Below are 19,712 nucleotides of genomic sequence, written 5' to 3'. Positions count from 1 at the left end.
CTAAGGAGTCCGATGCCCGCAGACACCGCGCAACCGGCGGCGGGAGGCCCGGACGGATTCGTGCCGTTTCCCGCCGATCGGGCCGCCGCGTACCGGGCCGCCGGGTATTGGACGGGCCAGGCCGTGGACACGATCCTCACCCGTGCGGCGCGGCGCTGGCCCGACCGGCTCGCCGTGCTCGATGCGCTGCCCGGTGCGCGACTCAGCTACGCCGAACTCGACGAGCGGGCCGACCGCGCCGCGGCGGGCCTGCGCAGCCTGGGGATCGCGCCGGGCGATCGGGTCCTGCTGCAGCTGCCCAACGGCTGCCAGTTCGCGGTGGCGCTGTTCGGGCTGATGCGCGCGCGGGCGATCCCGGTGATGTGCCTGCCCGGTCATCGGGCCGCCGAATTGGCGCACTTCGCCGCCCTCGGCGAGGCCAGCGGGCTGTTGATCGCCGACACCGCAAACGGTTTCGACTACCGGGCGATGGCGCGCGAGCTCGCCGGGGACAACCCCGCGCTGAAGCACGTCATCGTCGACGGCGACCCGGGGCCGTTCGTCTCGTGGGCGCGACTATGCGAATCGGCCGCCCCCTCGCCGGCACCGCCCGTCGACCCGGAATCGCCTGCCCTGCTGCTGGTTTCGGGTGGCACCACCGGCCTGCCCAAGCTCATCCCCCGCACCCACAACGACTACGTGTTCAACGCGACCGCCAGCGCCGAGGTCTGCCGGCTCACCGCCGACGACGTCTATTTGGCGGTCCTTTCCGCGGGCCACAACTTCCCGCTGGCCTGTCCGGGCCTGCTCGGCGCGATGACGGTGGGCGCCGCCACCGTGTTCGGCACCGATCCCAGCCCGGAGGCCGCCTTCGCCGCCATCGACCGGCACGGCGTCACGGTCACCGCCGTGGTGCCGGCGCTGGCGAAGCTGTGGGCACAGGCCTGCGACTGGGAGCCGGTGACACCGAAAACGTTGCGCCTCTTGCAGGTTGGCGGGTCCAAGCTGGAACCCGAGGACGCCCGACGGGTGCGCGAAACACTGACCCCGGGCCTGCAGCAGGTGTTCGGGATGGCGGAGGGCCTGCTCAACTACACCCGCCTCGAAGATCCGCCCGAGCTCGTCGACCACACCCAGGGCCGGCCGCTGTGCGCGGGTGACGAGTTGCGCATCGTCGACGCCGCGGGCGCGCCCGGCGACGAGGGCGAGCTGCTGGTGCGCGGACCGTACACGTTCAACGGCTACTTCCGCGCCGAGCGCGACAACGAGCGCTGCTTCGATCCCGACGGTTTCTTCCGCAGCGGCGACCTCGTCCGCCGCCGCGCAGACGGCTACCTGGTGGTCACCGGCCGGGTCAAGGACGTCATCTGTCGCGGCGGCGAAACCATCGCCGCCGCCGACCTCGAGGAGCAGATGGTCAGCCACGCGGCGATCTTCTCGGCCGCGGCCGTGCCGCTGCCCGATCCCTACCTGGGCGAAAAGATCTGCGCCGCCGTCGTGTTCAACGGCGAACCGGTCAGCCTGGCGGAGCTGAACGCCCACCTCGACCGGCGCGGCGTGGCCGCCCACGCCCGGCCCGACATGCTGGTGGCGCTGCCGTCGCTGCCCACCACGCCCATCGGCAAGGTCGACAAGAGGGCGATCGCCCGCCGGGTCGTCGGCGCCGACTGACCGCTGACTGACGTCGTGCGCCCGCCCCGCGCGTGGTGCTACGTTCGACGGCGGGACAAAGGAGCGCGATGGTTGAGTCCGGCTTGTGGGGTTTTCTGACGCTGCTTTCCCTCGCGCTGGCGCTGGTTTTCGTGGCCGTCGCCGCCGTGTTCGTCAAACGGCTGGGCGACCGGCCGACCACCCTGATAGGCGAAGAAATCGGCAGCGCCACGGCGGTGACGAAAAAGGTGCGCAACCGCGAACCGATGTCCGCCGACGAGTTGGACTTTGCGCGACGGATCGTCGCCGCCCGTAGCTCCCCGATGGCGCTGTGCATCCCCGGTGCCCTGTTCATGGTGGGCTGCTTCTACGTGTTCGGCAGCCTCTACCACCTGCACGGTGCGACGCCCTCGGAGCGGACGTTTCTCGGCGTGTTCCCGATGTTGGCCTCCATCAACTTCACCGCTCAGATTCTGCGCAGCGCGCGGCTGAAAAGGCTCCTGCGGAAGATGTCCTGACCCACCCAAGGGTGTCCATTGGGCACAGGACCGTCTACTATTTGCACTTGCATGAGCGTCGGCGGAGCGAAAACACGAGGTCTCGGGACCTCGGCGGGGAGGTGGTCGGGTGAGCCCTCGTTCGGCCGGCAGGACTGTCCTGGCGCGAATCTGGATGCCGTTGGTCGCCGTCGTCGCGGTCGGGGTGGGCGCGGTGTGCATGTGGAAGGTGCACCAGTTCTCTGCTCCCCCGCCCGTCATCACGGTCAACGGCCCGGCGGCGCCCGAGCAAACCACTCCCAAACAGCTCACGTATGAGTTGTTCGGGTCCCCCGGCGACGGGGGAATGCTCGTCTACCTCGACATCGACGGGCATCCGCATCAGGTCAATCTGACGACCCTGCCGTGGTCGCACACGGAGACGACCACGCTCACCGTGGTGTCCGGCAGCATCTCGGCGCAGGTGCACGGCGGTCAACTCGGCTGCCGGATGCTGGTGAACGGCGTTGTCCGCGACGAGCAGTCCGATAGTCACGGGGACGCGCACGTCATGTGCAGGGTGAAGTCCGCATGAGCGAGCCCATGATCGAACGGCGGCCCCAGCGGCCGTTCATCCCCCGCATGGTTCGCGTCCTCGCGATACCCATCATCGCCTTCTGGGCGCTGCTGGCCGTGTCGACGAACACGTTCATGCCGCAGGTCGAGAGGGTCGCGGAAGAACTTGCGGGGCCGATGGTCCCGCACTACGCGCCGTCGCAGCGGGCGCTGCTGCGCATCGGCGAGAAGTTTCACGAATCCAATTCGACCAATCTGACGATGCTCGTGCTGGAGGCCGACCGGCCGCTGGGCGACGTGGACCATCGCTATTACGACGATCTGGTGCGCCGGCTGAAGCGCGACCCCAAGCATGTGCAGTACGTCATGGACCTGTGGGGCAAGCCGATCACCGCGGCGGGGGCGCAGAGCGTCGACGGCAGGGCCGCGTACGTGCTGTTGCGCCTCGCGGGCGACATCGGCCAAATGGAAGCGAACTATTCCGTCAACGCCGTGCGCGACATCGTCGCGAAGGATCCCGCGCCGCCCGGGCTCAAGGTCTACGTCAGCGGCGCGGCTCCGCTCGCGTCGGACACCGTGGCCATCGCCAATTCGAGCCTGAACAACATCACGATCGTGACGATCATCCTCATCGTCACGATGTTGCTGCTGGTGTACCGCTCGATCAGCACCCTGCTGGTGCCCCTGCTCGGGGTCCTGATCGAGATGCTGGTCTCCAAGGGCGTCATCGCGACCCTCGGGCATTTGGGGTACATCGAGCTCTCGTCGTTCGCCGTGAACATCGTCGTCGCGCTGACCCTGGGCGCGGGGACGGATTACGGCATCTTCCTGATGGGCCGCTATCACGAGGCGCGGCAGGCCGGCGAGAGCCGGGAGGACGCGTTTTACATCGCGTACAAGGGCGTCACGCCCATCATCGTCGGCTCGGGGCTGACGATCGCCGGGGCGTGCTACTGCTTGACCTTCGCGCGGCTCAACTACTTCCACACCATGGGGCCGGCCGTCGGCATCGCCATGCTGTTCACCATCGCGGCGGCGCTGACGCTCGGGCCGGCGCTATTGACCGTGGGCAGCCTGTTCGGGCTCTTCGACCCGAGGCGCAAGGCCAAGGCGCAGCTGTATCGGCGGATCGGGACCAGCGTGGTGCGGTGGCCGGTGCCGATCCTCACGGCCAGCGCCGCCGCCGTCCTGCTCGGGGCGATCTTCGTGCCGACCTACCGGCAGAACTACGACGACCGCGCCTACCAGCCGCACAGCGCCCCCGCCAACCGGGGTTTCGCGGCGGCCGACCGGCACTTCCCGAAGAGCAAGCTGTTCTCCGAGATGCTGATGATCGAGACCGATCACGACATGCGGAACTCGGCCGATTTCATCTCGCTGGACCGGGTGGCCAAGAGCCTGATTCGCCTTCCCGGGGTCGCGATGGTGCAGAGCATCACCCGGCCCCTGGGCCGGCCGCTGGAGCATGCCACCCTGCCCTACCTGTTCACCACGCAGGGCAGCGGGAACGGCCAACAGCTCCCGTTCACCAAGCAGCAGAACGCCAACACCGACCAGCAGGCGCAGATAACGCGGCACACCGTCGCGGTGTTGCGCAAGGAGATCGTCTTCTTCCAGGGCATGTCCGACGAGTTGCACAAGACCGTCCTCACCGTCGAGGACCTGCAGAAGATCACCGACGAGATGAACCAGGAGATCGCGAACGTCGACGATTTCTTCCGACCCGTCAAGAGCTATTTCTATTGGGAGAAGCACTGTTTCGACATCCCCATCTGCTGGGCATTCAGGTCGCTGTTCGACGGGCTGGACAACATCGATCACCTGGCCGCCGACATCAACGACGCCAAGACGTCCCTCGAAGCCGTGGACAGGCTGCTGCCGCAGGTGATAACCCAGCTGAAACTCACGGCCGACGACTCGGAGGAGCTGGCCGCCCTGTTGGTCAGCAGCTACGGCCAGTCGGCCCTGCAGTCGACGGCGACGGACCAGACATTCGACGACCTGGTCAATGTCGGACTCGACTTCGACCGGTCCCGCAGCGACGACTTCTTCTACATCCCGCACGAGGGTTTCGACAACGACGACGTCAAAACCGGTATGCAGCTGATGATGTCGCCCGACGGCAGGGCCGCCCGGTTCATCGTCACCCACGAGGGCAACGCCATGGGACCCGAAGGGGTGCAGCACGTCGACCAGTTCCCCACCGCGATCACCACGGCGCTGAAGGAGACGTCGTTGGCCGGCGCCCGGGTCTACATCGGCGGGTCGGGATCGAACGACAAGGACATCAAGGAATACGCCGCGTCCGATCTGCTCATCGTGGCGATCGCCGCGTTCGTGCTGATCTTCCTGATCATGTTGTTCCTCACGCGAAGTCTGATGGCCGCCTTGGTGATTCCGGGCACCGTCGCGTTCTCCTACGCCGGGGCGTTCGGCCTCGCCATCCTGGTCTGGCAGCACCTCATCGGCCTGCCGCTGCACTGGCTGGTGTTGCCGCTGACGTTCATCATCCTGGTGGCGGTGGGTTCGGACTACAACCTGCTGTTGATCGTCCGGGTCAAGGACGAGCTGCACGCCGGCTTGAACACCGGTCTCATCCGCGCGCTGGGCAGCACCGGCGGTGTGGTGACGTCCGCGGGATTGGTGTTCGCGTTCACCATGCTGGCGATGCTCACCAGCGATCTGCGGACCGTCGGCCAGGTGGGTTCGACGGTGTGCATCGGCCTGCTGCTGGACACGCTGATCGTGCGTTCGTTCGTGGTGCCCTGCATCGTCAGGATCCTCGGGCCGTGGTTCTGGTGGCCCACGCTGGTGCGTTCCCGCCCGCTGCCGCAGCGATCGGCGGTCGGCTAGAAGTTGAGGCCCGAGAACATGATTCGGCCGGGGTCGTACTTCTGCCGCACGGCGACCAGCCGGGGCAGGTTCGGGCCGAAGTAGCGTGACGGCGGCTGGTTGGCCTCGATGTAGTTCACATAGCCGCCCACCGAATACTGTTGCACCGCTTGGTGTGCCGTGTTCAGCCAGCTGGTCGCGGCCGCCGGGTCGCCTGTTTCCACGTACCACTGCACCAGCGCGGACTGCCGGCGCCACGGAAACGCCGTCGCGTCCGGCGCCACGCTGGCCAGCGCCCCGTCGAGCGCGTGCATGATCGCCAGCATGCGGCCAGCGTTGCGGGGAAAGGCGTTCACCGCCGCGGCGATTCCCTGCGCGACGGCCGCGTTGACGGTGGGAAAGACATCGGAGCCGCCCACGTACCCCAGCGGCGACGGGTTGAGATTTCCGACGGCGAGGTAGTTCACCAGGTCCATGTAGTTGAACGTGTGGGTCTCGGTGCCGGACGGCTGCAGTCCCACCGCCTGGGTGATGGCGGCCGCCGCGTTGTTTCCCGATCCGGCGGGGCAGGTCGCCAGGATTCGGCAGTGCGTGCCCATCCCGTCGACGGTGGCGTCGGCCAGCGCCCAGCTGTTGCGGTCGGCGGTGCGCAGCCAGTTCTGCCAACCGACCAGCACCTGCGCGAACGACTGCGGCGGGAAGTTGAGGTTCACGACGTCGACGTCCTTGGTGGGGAACGTGGCGAAGGTCAGCGCGGTCGTCACGCCGAAGTTGCCGCCACCGCCGCCGCGCAGCGCCCAGAACAGGTCGGGGTTGCTGGCCGCGGACGCGGTGACCGCCTGGCCGCTGGGCAGCACCACCGACGCCGACGTCAACTGGTCGGACAGCAGGCCCGCATGGCGGGATTGGGCGCCCATGCCGCCGCCCAGGGCATGCCCCGCGGCACCGACCGACGGGCAGGTGCCCGTCGGGACCCCCCGTCCGGCCGCGGCCAGCGTGCGGTGCATCGTGTACAGGCTCGTGGCCGGCGTCACCGTGACCTGCCCGGTGGCCGGGTCGTAGTGGGCGTCCCCGGGCAGTTGGCGCAGGTCGAGCACCATGGCGCCGTTCGCCGTGGACGCCCCGATATAGGAGTGCCCGCCGCTGCGCGGGGCGACCTTCAGATTGTTGGCGGCGGCGAACGCCATCGCCTTTTGCACGTCCGCCGCCGATTTCGGGGTGACGACCGCCGCCGGCGTGAAGCCGTTGTAGTTGGTGTTGAAAACCTGCTTGGCCCCCGCGAATTGCGGACTGCCCGGCAGCAACACCTCGCCGCCGAGGGCGCTCGAAAGCCCTTCCCAGCCAGTGGGATTCGGGGCCGCGACGGCCCGCATCGAGCCGATTCGGCCCGACGAAAGAACCGCGCCGGCGGCCAACGCCCCGGCGGCGCCCCGCAGAAACGCCTGCCGCGAGATCTCACGCGCCATCGTCGGGCTCCCGCGACTGCGTCATGTTCCGCATTCTCGACCAGGGGAACCGCGACGCCGGGTGACGTGTCGCGGGGTGATTGAAATGTGCCCGGACCGTGACCCGCCCGATTGAGTCAGCTATGGCGGCCAGAGCGAGGACAACACGTGCGGTGTCCACGTCGGCCAGGTGGGGGCGCCGATGACGTGGCCGCTGCTCAGTTGGGCGACGACGCGAGGACCTTTGAGTGCGCTGTTGTCGAACACGGTGGCGGTGTCGCAGCGGGCGATCGCGGTTGCGACGAGTGGCCAAAGGCGTTGGTAGCGTTGACGAATCTTGCCCTCGGGGACGTTGTGTCCGCCGGCGTCAACTCTGTGTCTGACGCGCTGCACGGCCAACTCTTCGGGGACGAGCAGCACGTGCAGGATCACCGTGTAGCTCGCCGCGTGTGCGGCGTCGATCAGCTCGAGTTTGGCGGCGTGTGAAAACACGGTCTCGGCGATGAACGATCGGCGCAGTTCGATCAGCCTGGTCCTGGTGTCCGCGGCGACCCGGGCGGCGTCGTAGGCGTGTGCGGCCGGGTCGGCGGGCCAGCGATGTTTGGCGATCTCGTCGGCGTTGACGACGACGCTTCTCGGTAGCAGCGGGGCGAGAGTGAGCTCGACGAATGTCGATTTGCCGGCTCCGTTGGGACCGACGACCAGGTCGAGCCGGTTCATCGGGCCGCGGCGTTCACTTCTTGTTGCGTCGTGTCGGTCGGCGTTTGGCCGTCACCACCACCGAAGTGCCGTCGGGCCGGTGCTCGACGATCTCACCGGCCTCGTTCAGGGCTACGGTCGTGATCCCGCGCTTGGCCAGCACCTCGCCGTAGTTTGACTCCGCCAGGTTCTCCTGGATCGCCGCGGCGATCTCGGCGTTGAAGACGACGCCTTCCTCGACGCTGAGTTCGCGCAATTCCAGTTCCCCGGCCAGCGCCGCTTCGACCCGTCGACGTGCGGCGGTGTGCTGGCTCGACACGGCGCGCCCTACCCGTGCCCAGTGATCGAGTTGCTGCTTGGCCGAGCGGCTCTGCCGTGCGCCCTCGGCCGCGGCGCTGTCGAACAGGTCCGCGGCGAACCGGGTAACCCGATCCGCGGTATCAGCCATTCGCCCCTCGATTCTGTAGCAATCTGCAACAAGCGTAGCACCTAGCTACGGATGGCGGGTCCGCAACGACCGACCGCAAAGCTGCCATTGACTAATGTCACCATTTGGTATTGACTGCGTTGCATGACGGACGTCGTTCCGGCCCGGGGGTCACTGCGCTCCCGCGGCGCGGCCGCGGTGAGCGCGTACACACTGCGGCCGATCACCGCGGCGATACCGCCGGAGCGGGCGTGGGGCATCTGGATGTCGCGCCGCATCATCGCCAGGATCATGGGCACGCTGGGCCCGTCGCTCGCGGGCACCCGCGTCGAACAGGTCGACGCCAGGCTGCCCGACGGGCGACGCGTCAAGGGCGAATGGGTGAGCGGGCCGCGGACCCCGGCGAGTGAGACCCCGCGCGCCATCGGAACCGGCGCGGGCGCCATCTACTACGTGCACGGCAGCGGCTACGCCGTCTGTTCGGCAAAAACCCACCGGCGGTTGACCTCCTGGCTGTCGTCGTTGACCGGTTTGCCGGTGTTCTGCGTGGATTACCGGCTGGCGCCGCGCCATCGCTTCCCCACCGCGGCCGACGACGTCAGGGCGGGCTGGGACTGGCTGCTGCAGGCCCGCGAGGTGTCGCCGAAACAGCTTGTGATCGCCGGCGATTCGGCGGGCGGGCACCTGTCCGTCGACTTGCTGCTGCAACCCGAGGTCGCCGCGAATCACCCGGCCGCCATGGTGCTGTTCTCGCCGCTGTACGACATCACCTTCGAGCTGTCCCTGGCGCGCGAACGGGTGCGTCCCGACCCGGCCGCCCGCGCCGCCGACGCGCTTCGCTTGGTCCGCCTCTACCACGGCGACATCGATCCCACCCATCACCGGTTGACGCTCGACGTCGCCGGCGGCCCCCCGCTTCCCCCGACCCTGATCCAGGCCGGCGGGGCCGAGATGCTGCAAGAGGATGCGCGCCAGCTCGCTGCCGACATCCAAACCGCCGGTGGCCGTTGCGAACTGCAGATCTGGCCACACCAGGTGCACGTCTTCCAGGCGTTGCCGCGGATGACGCCCGAGGCGGCCAAGGCGATGGCGTACGTCGCGCGTTTCATCGCCCACACGCTGCAGGACGCGCGCGTCCTCGCCGACGAGGCGGGCTGAAAATGCTTGGGCCGCTGGGCAACCTACTGGGCACCTCGAAGACCACCAGCCGCGGCGCGTCGGCCGTGGTGACCGGGGCCGGCAGCGGCATCGGCGCGGCCTTCGCCGTCGAACTCGGCCGCCGCGGTGGCGCGGTGGTCTGCAGCGACATCGACGAGGCCGCCGCCCAACAGACGGCCGACGCGATCACCGCGGGTGGCGCCAAGGCGGTGGCGGTCCGTTGCGACGTGTCCCGGTTCGACGACGTGTGCGCGCTGGCCGAGCAGGCGCAGGCCTGGTTCGGCGCGCCACCCACGCTGGTGATCAACAACGCCGGCGTCGGCTCCGGCGGCGCGGCCATCGGCGATGCGCCCCTGGACGATTGGGCGTGGACCCTGGGCGTCAACCTGTGGGGCCCGATTCACGGCTGCCACGTCTTCACCCCGATCCTGCGCGAGGCCGGCCCGTCGCACGCGCCGCGGGGCATCATCAACGTCGCGTCGGCGGCGGCGTTCGGTGCCGCCCCCGGCATGGCCGCCTACAACGTCAGCAAGGCCGGCGTGCTGTCGCTGTCGGAGACCCTGGCGGCCGAATTGTCCGGAACCGCGGTCAAAGTCACCGTGCTGTGCCCGACCTTCGTCAAGACCAACATCGTGGAATCGGGCCGCATCAGCGAGGAGTCCGGCGAGCTGGCCACCAAATTGATGCGCTGGACCGGCTTCTCAGCCGCGCGGGTCGCCCGCATCTGCCTGAACGCGCACGACCGCGGCGAACTGTACTGCATGCCCCAGCTCGACGCCAAGCTCGGCTGGAACGCCAAACGCCTGGCCCCGCAGGCATACACGCGTGCCATCGGCCTGCTGTCCCGGGCGACGACCAACCACTAGAACGAAAGGAGCTTCCGGTGGCCATCGACATGGAAGCCATGCTCGCCAAGATCAAGGATCGCCAGTGGGCGCTCGCCGACATCGACTGGGACGCGCCCGGCGCCGACATGATCACCGACGAGCAGCGGCCACAACTGAAGGCGTTCATGGCCGACCTGTGCTGGATCGAAAATATCGGCGCCAGAGGATTTGCGGCACTGGCCAAGAAGGCACCCACCCCGACCGTCGGCGAGATCTACCGCTACTTCCACGCCGAGGAGCAGCGTCACGCCAACGCCGAACTGGCGCTGATGAAGCGCTGGGGCATGCTCGAGGACGGTGAGGTTCCCGAGCCGAACGTGAATATCCGACTGGCCATCGACTGGCTGGACCGCTGGGCTGACGACATGCCACTGTCGCTGCTCGGCACCGTCATCCCGATGCTGGAAGTCGCGCTGGACGGCGCTCTGCTGAAATTCCTCCTCGACGAGGTGCACGATCCGGTGTGCCATCAGGTCTTCGAGAAGATCAACAATGACGAATCACGGCATCTGGTTGTCGATTTCGAAGTTCTCGACATGATTGGTCACGCGAAGATTCGACGGCTGCTGATCGACTTCGTCGGCCACCACGCAACCCCGGGCCTCATCATCGGCGCGGTCATGGGCGCACCGCTCATCAACAGAATCCGCAACGAGATCACCGCCATGGGCATGGAGCCCGAGCGGCTCTACAAGGCCGTGAAGCGATTCAAAGAACTGGGCGACCGCGCCGAACACGCCAGGCGGGTGCCGACCTACCGGTTCCTGAGGCGCTACGCCGGCGTGGTGACGAATCCGCGTCACCCCTACCATCTGCTGGCCAATTCGATGGTGTGGCTTTCCGACCGGTATCCGCGGCCGCTGCTGCCGTCGGTACCCACCTGGGTCCGAGAAGTCACCTACAAGCCGGCGGCGTGACGATGGCGAAAAACCACACCCACGCCGCCCTCATCGTCGGGGCGGGCTTCACCGGGCTCGGCGCGGCGATCCGGCTGGCCGAGGCCGGCATCGACGACATCGCCATCCTGGAGCGTTCCGACCGCGTCGGCGGAACATGGCGCGACACCACCTATCCCGGTGCCAGCTGCGACATCCCGTCGCTGCTGTACTCGTACTCCTTCGTCAAGAACCCGGCGTGGTCGCGCACCTACTCGCGCGCCCCGGAGATCCGCGGCCACCTGGAGGACATGGCGACGTCGTTCGGCGTGCGCCGCCACATCCGGTTCGGCCACGAGGTCAGCGGCCTGACGTTCGACGAGGATGCCGGCGTGTGGACGGCAAAAACAAAGGCCGGCAAGAAGTTTCGTGCCCGCACCGTCGTGCTGGCCTCCGGGCCGCTGTCCGACGTCAGCCTCCCCGACATCCGCGGGCTGGACAGCTACGAAGGCCACAAGATCCACAGCGCCCGCTGGGACCACGACTACGACTTCGCCGGGAAGCGGGTGGCCGTCGTCGGCACCGGAGCCAGCGCCATCCAGATCATCCCCGAACTCGTGAAGAAGGCCGGGTTCGTCAAGGTCTTCCAGCGCACCCCGGGCTGGGTGCTGCCGCGCCTGGACGTCGCCACCCCGCCGGCCGTGCAAGCGTTGTTCGCCAAAGTGCCCGCGGCACAGCAGCTTGCCCGTCAGGCGCTGTTCTGGGGGCACGAGGCCAGCGCCACGGCGCTGGTGTGGGACACGCCGCTGACCTCGCTGCTGGCGCGGCTGGGGCGGGCGCACCTGCGGATGGCCGTCAAGGACCCATGGCTGCGCCGCCAGCTGACGCCCGACTTCACCCCGGGCTGCAAACGCATGCTGGTGTCCAGCGACTACTACCCGGCGCTGCAGCGCGACAACTGCAAACTCATCGACTGGCCGATCGCGACGCTGAGCCCGGCCGGCATCCGCACCAGCGACGGCATCGAACACCACCTCGACTGCATCGTGTTCGCCACCGGTTACGACGTCCACCTGACCGGGCCGCCGTTCGAGGTGACCGGGCTGGGCGGGCGCTCGCTGGCCGCCGAATGGGCGCGTGGCGCACAGGCTTACAAGAGCATCAACGTGCACGGGTACCCGAATTTGTTCTTCATGACCGGGCCCAACTCCGGCCCCGGCCACAACTCGCTGCTGGTCTACATCGAGGGCCAGCTCGATTACGCGGTGCGCGGCATCACCACCATCCTCGCCAGCGACCTGCGCTATCTCGATGTGCGCGAGGACGTCCAGCGCCGCCACAACGAGCGGATTCAGCGCCGGCTCACCAAGACGACCTGGATGTCGGGTTGCCGCAGCTGGTATCTCACCGCGGACGGGTTCAACGGGTCGATGTACCCCGGGTTCGCCACGCAGTATCTTCGCCAGATGAGGGATTTCCGAGTCTCCGACTACCACGCGGTGGCACGCCACGCCCAGACGTATGCCGTCTCGTCCGCCTGAACCCGGCACGATCGCCAGCGTGCTGCACAACGTGCGGCGCGCCCCCAAGCGCGTCCGGCGGCAGTCTCGCGATTTCATCGAGACGGCCGTGTCGCAGCTCTTCGACGCGGCGACCCGCCATGGCGCCGCACCATCGGGGGCGTCCGGTGAGTACCGGATCGACGACCTGGCCCGGCTGGCCGGCACCACCACCCGCAACATCCGCGTCTACCGCGATCGCGGGTTGCTGCCGCCGCCGTTGCGCGTCGGCCGCATCGCGTTGTTCAACGACACGCACCTGACGCGGCTGCGACTGATCACCTCGATGCTCGACCGCGGATACAACATCGCGCACGTGCGCGAAATGCTCAGCGCGTGGGAGGAGGGCAAGGACCTCGGCGACGTGCTGGGCCTGGAGACGGCGATCGTGGGCACCTGGACCACCGAGAAACCGGAAACCATGCCGCTCGGCGACGCCCAGCGGCTCGTGGACGACCCACGCGCGTTCGATCGGCTGGTCGCGCTGCAACTGATCCGGGTCGACGGCGCCCAGGCAACCCTCACCCGGCCCAAACTCATCGAAGCCTTCAACGAAATCCGCGGCTATGGCGTCAAATTGGGCAAGCTCATCGACCTGCACGAGCAGATCGTCCCCGAGATCGACAAGATTAGCGACCTGCTGGTGCGCGCGGGCGCCGAACACGTCATGGACCGGATCAAGCCCGGCCAGCCGCTGCCGGCGGACGCCGAGATCGCCGAGCTGATCACGATGCTGGTCCGGTTTCGCACCCAGGCCGTGGCGAGCGTCACCGCCACCCTGGCCGCGTCGATCGAATCGAACATCGAGTCGCTCGTCAGCCGCATACTCGCCGACTACCTCGAGCAGTCCGCCGACAGCGAGCCGCACCTGCGGCAGGTGAAGTAGGCGGCTACCTGCCGCTGAGCGTAAGCGTCCCTTCGGTTTTGAGCACCCGGCTGGCCGTGATCCGCTCCGCCTTGCGGGCTTCCCGCTCCAGGTAGCGCTGCTTGGATTCGTCGAACTTGTCGCCGGCCACCTCGAGTTCCTTGATCAGCACGGCCAGGTCGTCGCGCATCTGGGCGGCGTCGCCGGTGAAGTCCTCGCGTTCGAAGATGCGCCACTTCTTCAGCACCGGCATGACCACCTCGTCGAGATGGATCCGCGGGTCGTAGACGCCGCCGACCGCGATGATCACGGCCTTGCGCCGAAACTCCGGCACCGTGAACCCGGGCATCTTGAAGTTGCGCAGGATTCGGTGCACCGACCTCATCGCCTGGTTGGGCGCGATGTCCAGGCCCGCGGCGCTGACGTCCCGGTAGAAGATCATGTGCAGGTTCTCGTCGTGCGACACCCGAGCCATCAACTGTTCGGCGATCGTGTCGTCGGCGGCCTTGCCGGTGTTGCGGTGCGCGACGCGGGTGGCCAGCTCCTGGAATGACACATACATGACCGAGTCGAACAGGCTCTCGGCGAACATGTCGCCCTGCTGGTTCTGGCCCGGGCTGAAGCCCCGCGTCATTTGCTCCATGCGCAGCTTTTCCAGCTCGACGGGGTCGACGGCGCGGGTGACCACCAGGTAGTCCCGCAGCGCGGTGCTGTGCCTGTTCTCCTCGGCCGTCCACCGATTCACCCACTGCCCCCACGGGCCGTCCATGCTGAAGTTCATCGCGATCTCGCGGTGATACGACGGCAAGTTGTCCTCGGTCAGCAGGTTTTGCACCATCGCGACCTGCGCCACGTCCGAGAGCTGGCTCTGTTCGGGCTCCCAATCCTGACCGTCCAGCGCGTAGAAGTTCTTGCCGTCCGACCACGGCACGTAGTCGTGCGGGTTCCACTCCTTGAACAGCGAGAGGTGGCGGTTGAGCAATTGCTCGACGACGGGCTCGAGCTCGTGGAGTAGCTGCAGGTTGGTCATGCCGTCGGACACGAAGTCCTCCCAGTTATGTGTGGCGATCAGTAACACTGACTTTACCTGTGTCGTGCAGTTACACCAAGGTGACACGCGGAAAATATGGCGACTAGTGCCAAAAGTCCCTACGGACGTCACGAAACGGCAGCAGCGGTTCGGGCGCTACTGCCGGGCAACCAGGTACGGGGCGAGCGTGGAGAGCTTCTCGCAGGTCTCCTCGAACTCGCGCTCGGGGTCCGACGCCTCGATGATGCCGGCCCCCGCTCTCAGCCAGGTCTTCCCGTCGCACTCGTAGGCCGCCCGCAGCGTCAGCGCCGCGTCCAGCCCGCCGCCCGCCGAAATCATCACCACCGCACCGGAATACAGGCCACGCGGGCGGTCGTCCAGGCGCAGGATGGCCTCGACACCCGCCGCCTTCGGGATGCCCGATGCGGTGACGGCGGGGAAAAGCGCCTCCAGCGCGTCCATCCGGTCGCGCGACGGGTCCAGCCGCGCGCTGATCGTGGAGCCCAGGTGCTGCACGCTCCCCCGCTCGCGCACCGTCATGAAATCGGTGACGGCCGGCGTCCCCGGCACGGCGACCTCGGAGATCTCCCGAAGCGAGCTGCGCACCGAAATCGCATGCTCGACAATCTCTTTCGAGTTCGACTCCAGCTCTTCGCGGGCCGCACGGTCGAGCGCCGAACCACGGCCGAGCGCGCGGGTGCCGGCCAGCGGCTCGGTCACCACTTCGCCGTCGTCAGCGACCGCGGCGACCAGCTCGGGACTGTAGCCCACGGCGCGAATCCCGCCCAGCCGCAACAAGAACGAGCGCACCGGGGTGTTGTGCCGGCGGCCGAGCCGGTAGGTCGACGGGAAGTCCACCGCGAAAGGCACTTCGACACAACGCGACAGGATCACCTTGTGGTAGCCGCCCGCGCCGATCTCGCGGACGGCCGTCGCCACCCGATCGCGGTAGCCGGACGGGTCGGCCGTCACCGTTACTCCGCGGGCGTCGCCCACGTGTGGCACGCCGTCGCCGACCACCCCGAGCACGGCGTCGCGGTGGCTCGCGCCCGCGTCGAAAAGCTGAACCGCCCCGGGGGTGACCACGATGCGCGTCCGCGGCCAAAACAGCCGGGCCAGTGGCGTTCCCGGCGACAGCCGCTGCTGCAGCCCGTAGCGATAGACGCCGAATTCGAACGCGATCCAACCGAACACCTGATCGGTTTCCAGCAATAGCCGGTCGACGGCCTCACCCAGGGCAGGCCCCGGGCGCCCGGACCACTGCTGCCGCTGAATCACGCCGTCGCGGATGACGCGCAGCTCGTCGCTGTCCAGTTCGACCATCGCCTGCACGCCGCTGGCGAGCACCCATTGACCGCCGTGCTCGTAGAGCAGGTACTCCTTGCCGAGCCGCTCCGGCAGCACCGCGGCCAGCTCGGCCGCCAGGTCGGCGGGGTCGATATGCGGGGGCAGCGGAATCGGCGGGGATGTGATGCCGGCGGAACTCGTCTCGACGCTGACCCCAGTCACGGTTAGTAAATGTAGCCTAACCTATGTAAGCGCGCGCAACCCCCTCCGCCTCGGGGCAAAGGTCGCGGCGGCCCCGCCTCCGGGTGGCCCGCCCGGCCCGACGGGCGGTGTCCCCCGTGTTTCCCGCGTCACGATTTCGAGGAAATCGCCCATTTTCTTCGCGTTAATGCTGCGTTCACCACACAGTAGATGCACAGCTGATTCACACTGAATTGTACTGATGGCTCGTTTTCCCGCGCGACCAGCGCGGCTGTGACCTCTGGTTTTATTACGGCCAGCCATACCGGTACCGAGCGGACTGGCCTGCGCTTTTCGCAGTCTCGCTGAGTGGCGGTTTGGCGGTGGCACGGCTAAGTTTCTGCACGGTCGTCGGGAAGTTCGTGGTTGGTCCGCTTGCGGATGGTGCTTTCCCGACCGTCACACGGTCAAGGAGAGGCCCCCAAATGCTGCAAGAGTTCTGGCACAACTTCACCCACAACCTATTCAAGCCACTCCTGCTGTTCTTCTACTTCGGCTTCCTGATCCCGATCCTCAAGGTGCGGTTCGAGTTCCCGTATGTCATATATCAGGGCTTGACGATGTACCTTCTGCTGGCGATCGGCTGGCACGGAGGCGAAGAGCTCGCCAACGTCAACGCCTCCAGCGTCGGGGCAATCGTCGGATTCATGGTGTTGGGCTTCGTGCTGAACTTCGTGATCGGGGGCATCGCCTACCTGCTGCTGAACGCGCTGACATCCCTGAAGAGCGTCGACCGCGCGACGGTGGCCGGCTACTACGGATCGGACTCCGCCGGAACTTTCGCCACCTGCGTGGCGGTCCTGGCCGCGGTCGGTATCGCGTTCAACGCCTACATGCCCGTGATGCTGGCCGTGATGGAGGTTCCCGGCTGCCTGGTGGCGCTGTACCTGGTGGCGCGCCTGCGGCACCGGGGTATGGACGCATCGGGGTACATGCCCGGCGAGCCGGGCTACACGCCACCGGCCAAGGTCGGGGTCGGGCCGGGCACCGCCGCACGGCCGCCGCACGGCCAGAGCCTCGAGTCCGAGGAGGAACGCGCCATCGAGCAGGAGCTGGAGCTCTCGCTGGAAAAGATGGAGCATCCGGACTGGGAGCCCAGCCCCGTCGTCGCGAAGCGCAAGGCGCCGCTTTTCTCCCGCGAGCTCTTCCAGGAAGTGTTCCTCAACCCGGGCCTGGTCCTGCTCTTCGGCGGAATCATCATCGGGCTCATCAGCGGCCTGCAGGGACAGAAGGTCGTCGCCGACGACGACAAGTTCTTCGTCCTGGCATTCCAGGGAGTGCTGTGTCTGTTCCTGCTCGAGATGGGCATGACGGCGTCGCGCAAGTTGCGGGACCTGCGCTCGGCAGGCCTGGGTTTCATCTTCTACGGTGTGCTGGCGCCGAATCTCTTTGCGACGCTGGGAATCATCGTCGCCCACATCTACTCGTCGGTCAGCCACGTCGATTTCAAGCCGGGAACCTACGTGCTGTTCGCGGTGCTGTGCGGCGCCGCGTCCTACATCGCGGTCCCGGCGGTCCAGCGGCTGGCGATCCCCGAGGCCAGCCCGACGCTGCCGTTGGCCGCATCGTTGGGCTTGACGTTTTCCTACAACGTCACCATCGGCATCCCGCTCTATATCGAACTCAACCGGCTGATCTCACACTGGTTCTAGCCGGCCGAAATCGGTCCGGTGAGCGACGAAACATCCTGGGCAACAGGACTATTGGCAGTATCGATGGATTGCGTAGATGCCTTTGCCTCGCAAATCCCGCTGAGCACACCGACAACCGGTGCGCCGCACGGATTATTGCGCCTGTCAACAAGTTGTTAATTGTTCGTAAAGACGCGTTCACCAAGTTGACTCGGATTTCGTGAGTCCTCAAGGTTTACTCGTGTCCGTAGAAGCCCCTCGTCGATCCGCCGCTTCCCGCATTGCCGGACTGACTCAGCGGAAGAGACCACCGGGTCATGAGGCCGCTGTCGTCGGCCGTCCACACGCGCGACAGGCGTTAGCCGTTGCAACCGAAAAACCCCGCAACGGCCTGGCCGGTCTCAAACACTGGCGATACGACCTTCGCTCGGGCTTCACCGTGGCCATGATCTCGCTACCGTTCTCGATGGGAATCGCGATGACCTCGGGTGCGCCGCCGATCTGCGGGATCATGTCGGCGATCATCGCCGGTTTCATCCTGCCGTTCTTGGGCGGCTCGTACGTGACGATCAGCGGCCCGGCCGCGGGGCTGGCGCCGGCCCTGTTCGCCGGCATGATCGCGTTAGGGCACGCCCGCCTGGGTCGGGGCGCCCCCACATCCGAATTGCTCGCGGTTGGTTACCCTCTGGTCCTGGTCGCCATCGCCATCGCGGGCGTGCTTCAAGTGATCCTCGCCAAGTTGAAGGTGGCGCGCCTGAGCGCCATCTTCCCGGCCGCGGCCATCCAGGGCATGCTGGCGGCGATCGGCCTGATGATCATCGTCAAGCAGATTCCGCTCTTCATGGGAGTGAAGTTCGAGGCCCACGAGTTCTGGGCGGTCCTGGGCGAAGTGCCCAGCCACGTCTCATCGATGCACCCACAGGTCTGCGCGCTGGGGATCGGTTGCCTGGCGGCGCTTTTCGTGCTGGCGGCCCTACCCGGGCGGCTCCTGAAGATCATGCCGCCTCCGGTCTGGGTGTTTCTCGCCGGCACGATGTTCAGCACATTGATCCTGAAGTTGGACAAGCACTACCTGATCAACGTGCCCGACTCGCTCGAGCACGGGATCGTCTTTCCGCAGTTCGGTGAGGCACTCACCGATACCGCACTGTTGCTGCCGCTGGGCTACCTGGTTGTCACCCTGCTGTTGATCGACGCGACCGAGTCCCTCGCGACGATCGCGGCCGTGGACAACATCGACCCCTATCGCCGCCGGTCCGACCCGGACCGAACCTTGCTCGCCATGGGGGTGTCCAACGGCGCTTCGAGCATGCTCGGTGGCTTGACCATCATCCCCGGCATGGTCAAGAGCACCGCGAATGTCCTGGCCGGCGGCCGGACCCAATGGGCCAACTTCTACAACGCCTGCTTCCTGCTGACGTTCGTGCTGTTCGGCCGCTACGTCATCGACATGGTCCCGATGGCGGTCCTGGGCGCCATCCTCGTCTTCATCGGCTACAAGCTGTGTAAGCCCGCGGTTTGGTTCAAGGTCGCGCGGGTCGGCACGGAGCAGTTCGTTGTCTTCGCCACCACGTTGCTCGTGACGGTGACGACGGACCTGCTCATGGGTATCGTCGCCGGCATCGTCCTGGAGCTGGTGCTGAACCTGTGGTACGTGGGCCTCTGGCACACGCTGCGGAACGGCTCGGAATTTGTGAAACCGAATTTTGCCGTCCGCTTTCTCAGCCTCTTCCGTAATCCGGTGTCGGAACGGGAATTCGAGGACGGCGCCTACCACTTGTACCTGGATGGTCCACTGGTCTGCTTCAACCTGTTCCACGTGATTCGGGAGCTGCGGCAGCTTCCGTCGGATACGCGCACGGTGCATCTGCACTTGAGCTCGCATGTGCCTCTGGTCGATCACACGACGGGTGAGTCCCTCCGTTATTACCTGGACGAGTTCAGCGGCCGAGACCAGAGTCCGAGGCTGGTCATCGAGGGTTGGGATCACATGCGGCGCCTGTCCAAGCATGAGACAAGCACGCGCATCGCCCTGGGCAGCCTCGAGAAGTTGGGAATCCCACAACCAACGGATTGACGGGGTCGATTAATGGAAC

At 67.0% G+C, this 19,712-nt stretch carries 16 protein-coding genes; 11 read left to right on the top strand and 5 right to left on the bottom strand.

The window, feature by feature from the left end:
* Positions 1–12: 12 nt before the first annotated feature.
* From OQ968_RS19505 to OQ968_RS19490, 4 genes are all read left to right on the top strand, one after another.
* Complete coding sequence (locus tag OQ968_RS19505; protein ID WP_324680876.1) at positions 13–1,650, top strand: (2,3-dihydroxybenzoyl)adenylate synthase; 1,638 nt, start codon at positions 13–15, stop codon at positions 1,648–1,650.
* Positions 1,651–1,718: 68 nt separating this feature from the next.
* Positions 1,719–2,147, top strand: coding sequence for a hypothetical protein (locus tag OQ968_RS19500; protein ID WP_324680874.1), 429 nt, complete (start codon positions 1,719–1,721; stop codon positions 2,145–2,147).
* 154 nt (positions 2,148–2,301) lie between these two features.
* The gene (locus OQ968_RS19495; RefSeq protein WP_324680970.1) at positions 2,302–2,700 is read left to right on the top strand and encodes an MmpS family transport accessory protein; all 399 of its coding nucleotides are present in this window, start codon (positions 2,302–2,304) and stop codon (positions 2,698–2,700) included.
* On the top strand, positions 2,697–5,534 hold the full coding sequence (locus OQ968_RS19490; RefSeq protein WP_420715956.1) for an RND family transporter: 2,838 nt from the start codon (positions 2,697–2,699) through the stop codon (positions 5,532–5,534). The genes OQ968_RS19495 and OQ968_RS19490 overlap by 4 nt, the downstream gene beginning before the upstream one ends.
* Here OQ968_RS19490 and OQ968_RS19485 read toward each other — a convergent pair.
* The 3 genes from OQ968_RS19485 to OQ968_RS19475 form a co-directional block, all read right to left on the bottom strand.
* Positions 5,531–6,979: an FAD-binding oxidoreductase gene (locus OQ968_RS19485; RefSeq protein WP_324680872.1), complete on the bottom strand. Its 1,449-nt coding sequence runs from the start codon at positions 6,977–6,979 to the stop codon at positions 5,531–5,533. The genes OQ968_RS19490 and OQ968_RS19485 overlap by 4 nt on opposite strands.
* A gap of 120 nt (positions 6,980–7,099) precedes the next feature.
* Complete coding sequence (locus OQ968_RS19480) at positions 7,100–7,678, bottom strand: zeta toxin family protein (protein WP_324680870.1); 579 nt, start codon at positions 7,676–7,678, stop codon at positions 7,100–7,102.
* A 13-nt stretch (positions 7,679–7,691) separates the two neighbouring features.
* On the bottom strand, positions 7,692–8,105 hold the full coding sequence (locus tag OQ968_RS19475) for a TA system antitoxin ParD family protein (protein ID WP_324680868.1): 414 nt from the start codon (positions 8,103–8,105) through the stop codon (positions 7,692–7,694).
* A 123-nt stretch (positions 8,106–8,228) separates the two neighbouring features.
* Between OQ968_RS19475 and OQ968_RS19470 the strand changes: the two genes are divergently transcribed.
* The 5 genes from OQ968_RS19470 to OQ968_RS19450 are packed head-to-tail and all read left to right on the top strand — an operon-like array spanning position 8,229 to position 13,449.
* Positions 8,229–9,242, top strand: a complete 1,014-nt coding sequence (locus tag OQ968_RS19470) for an alpha/beta hydrolase (protein ID WP_324680866.1) — start codon at positions 8,229–8,231, stop codon at positions 9,240–9,242.
* A gap of 2 nt (positions 9,243–9,244) precedes the next feature.
* The gene (locus tag OQ968_RS19465; protein WP_324680864.1) at positions 9,245–10,108 is read left to right on the top strand and encodes an SDR family NAD(P)-dependent oxidoreductase; all 864 of its coding nucleotides are present in this window, start codon (positions 9,245–9,247) and stop codon (positions 10,106–10,108) included.
* 17 nt (positions 10,109–10,125) lie between these two features.
* Positions 10,126–11,046, top strand: coding sequence for a ferritin-like domain-containing protein (locus OQ968_RS19460; protein ID WP_324680862.1), 921 nt, complete (start codon positions 10,126–10,128; stop codon positions 11,044–11,046).
* Complete coding sequence (locus tag OQ968_RS19455) at positions 11,043–12,545, top strand: NAD(P)/FAD-dependent oxidoreductase (RefSeq protein ID WP_324680860.1); 1,503 nt, start codon at positions 11,043–11,045, stop codon at positions 12,543–12,545. Before OQ968_RS19460 ends, OQ968_RS19455 begins: the two co-directional genes overlap by 4 nt.
* Positions 12,526–13,449, top strand: a complete 924-nt coding sequence (locus tag OQ968_RS19450) for a MerR family transcriptional regulator (RefSeq protein WP_324680858.1) — start codon at positions 12,526–12,528, stop codon at positions 13,447–13,449. The genes OQ968_RS19455 and OQ968_RS19450 overlap by 20 nt, the downstream gene beginning before the upstream one ends.
* Before the next feature lie 4 nt (positions 13,450–13,453).
* On the opposite strand, the gene OQ968_RS19445 is transcribed toward OQ968_RS19450, so the two are convergent.
* Positions 13,454–14,458: an acyl-ACP desaturase gene (locus OQ968_RS19445; protein ID WP_420715960.1), complete on the bottom strand. Its 1,005-nt coding sequence runs from the start codon at positions 14,456–14,458 to the stop codon at positions 13,454–13,456.
* Between the two features lie 156 nt (positions 14,459–14,614).
* Positions 14,615–15,967 (bottom strand): salicylate synthase, encoded by a 1,353-nt coding sequence (locus OQ968_RS19440; protein ID WP_324680856.1) that lies wholly within the window; start codon positions 15,965–15,967, stop codon positions 14,615–14,617.
* Between the two features lie 443 nt (positions 15,968–16,410).
* Between OQ968_RS19440 and OQ968_RS19435 the strand changes: the two genes are divergently transcribed.
* Both OQ968_RS19435 and OQ968_RS19430 read left to right on the top strand, forming a co-directional pair.
* A complete protein-coding gene (locus tag OQ968_RS19435) occupies positions 16,411–17,637 on the top strand; it encodes a sodium-dependent bicarbonate transport family permease (protein ID WP_324680854.1) in 1,227 nt (408 codons plus the stop codon).
* Positions 17,638–17,857: 220 nt separating this feature from the next.
* Positions 17,858–19,693 (top strand): SulP family inorganic anion transporter, encoded by a 1,836-nt coding sequence (locus OQ968_RS19430; protein ID WP_324680852.1) that lies wholly within the window; start codon positions 17,858–17,860, stop codon positions 19,691–19,693.
* Positions 19,694–19,712 lie beyond the last annotated feature (19 nt).

The sequence above is a fragment of the Mycobacterium sp. 663a-19 genome, from assembly GCF_035616495.1.
Taxonomy (GTDB): domain Bacteria; phylum Actinomycetota; class Actinomycetes; order Mycobacteriales; family Mycobacteriaceae; genus Mycobacterium.
Note: the sequence above shows the minus strand (reverse complement) of the source record. Positions and strands in the feature narration are given on the sequence as shown.

What these genes read in the sequence shown, in the direction of transcription:
- OQ968_RS19505 (WP_324680876.1), top strand. Translation starts at nt 13, where the DNA reads ATGCCCGCAGACACCGCGCAACCGGCGGCGGGAGGCCCGGACGGATTC.
- OQ968_RS19500 (WP_324680874.1), top strand. Translation starts at nt 1,719, where the DNA reads ATGGTTGAGTCCGGCTTGTGGGGTTTTCTGACGCTGCTTTCCCTCGCG.
- OQ968_RS19495 (WP_324680970.1), top strand. Translation starts at nt 2,302, where the DNA reads ATGCCGTTGGTCGCCGTCGTCGCGGTCGGGGTGGGCGCGGTGTGCATG.
- OQ968_RS19490 (WP_420715956.1), top strand. Translation starts at nt 2,697, where the DNA reads ATGAGCGAGCCCATGATCGAACGGCGGCCCCAGCGGCCGTTCATCCCC.
- OQ968_RS19485 (WP_324680872.1), bottom strand. Translation starts at nt 6,979, where the DNA reads ATGGCGCGTGAGATCTCGCGGCAGGCGTTTCTGCGGGGCGCCGCCGGG.
- OQ968_RS19480 (WP_324680870.1), bottom strand. Translation starts at nt 7,678, where the DNA reads ATGAACCGGCTCGACCTGGTCGTCGGTCCCAACGGAGCCGGCAAATCG.
- OQ968_RS19475 (WP_324680868.1), bottom strand. Translation starts at nt 8,105, where the DNA reads ATGGCTGATACCGCGGATCGGGTTACCCGGTTCGCCGCGGACCTGTTC.
- OQ968_RS19470 (WP_324680866.1), top strand. Translation starts at nt 8,229, where the DNA reads ATGACGGACGTCGTTCCGGCCCGGGGGTCACTGCGCTCCCGCGGCGCG.
- OQ968_RS19465 (WP_324680864.1), top strand. Translation starts at nt 9,245, where the DNA reads ATGCTTGGGCCGCTGGGCAACCTACTGGGCACCTCGAAGACCACCAGC.
- OQ968_RS19450 (WP_324680858.1), top strand. Translation starts at nt 12,526, where the DNA reads ATGCCGTCTCGTCCGCCTGAACCCGGCACGATCGCCAGCGTGCTGCAC.
- OQ968_RS19445 (WP_420715960.1), bottom strand. Translation starts at nt 14,458, where the DNA reads ATGACCAACCTGCAGCTACTCCACGAGCTCGAGCCCGTCGTCGAGCAA.
- OQ968_RS19435 (WP_324680854.1), top strand. Translation starts at nt 16,411, where the DNA reads ATGCTGCAAGAGTTCTGGCACAACTTCACCCACAACCTATTCAAGCCA.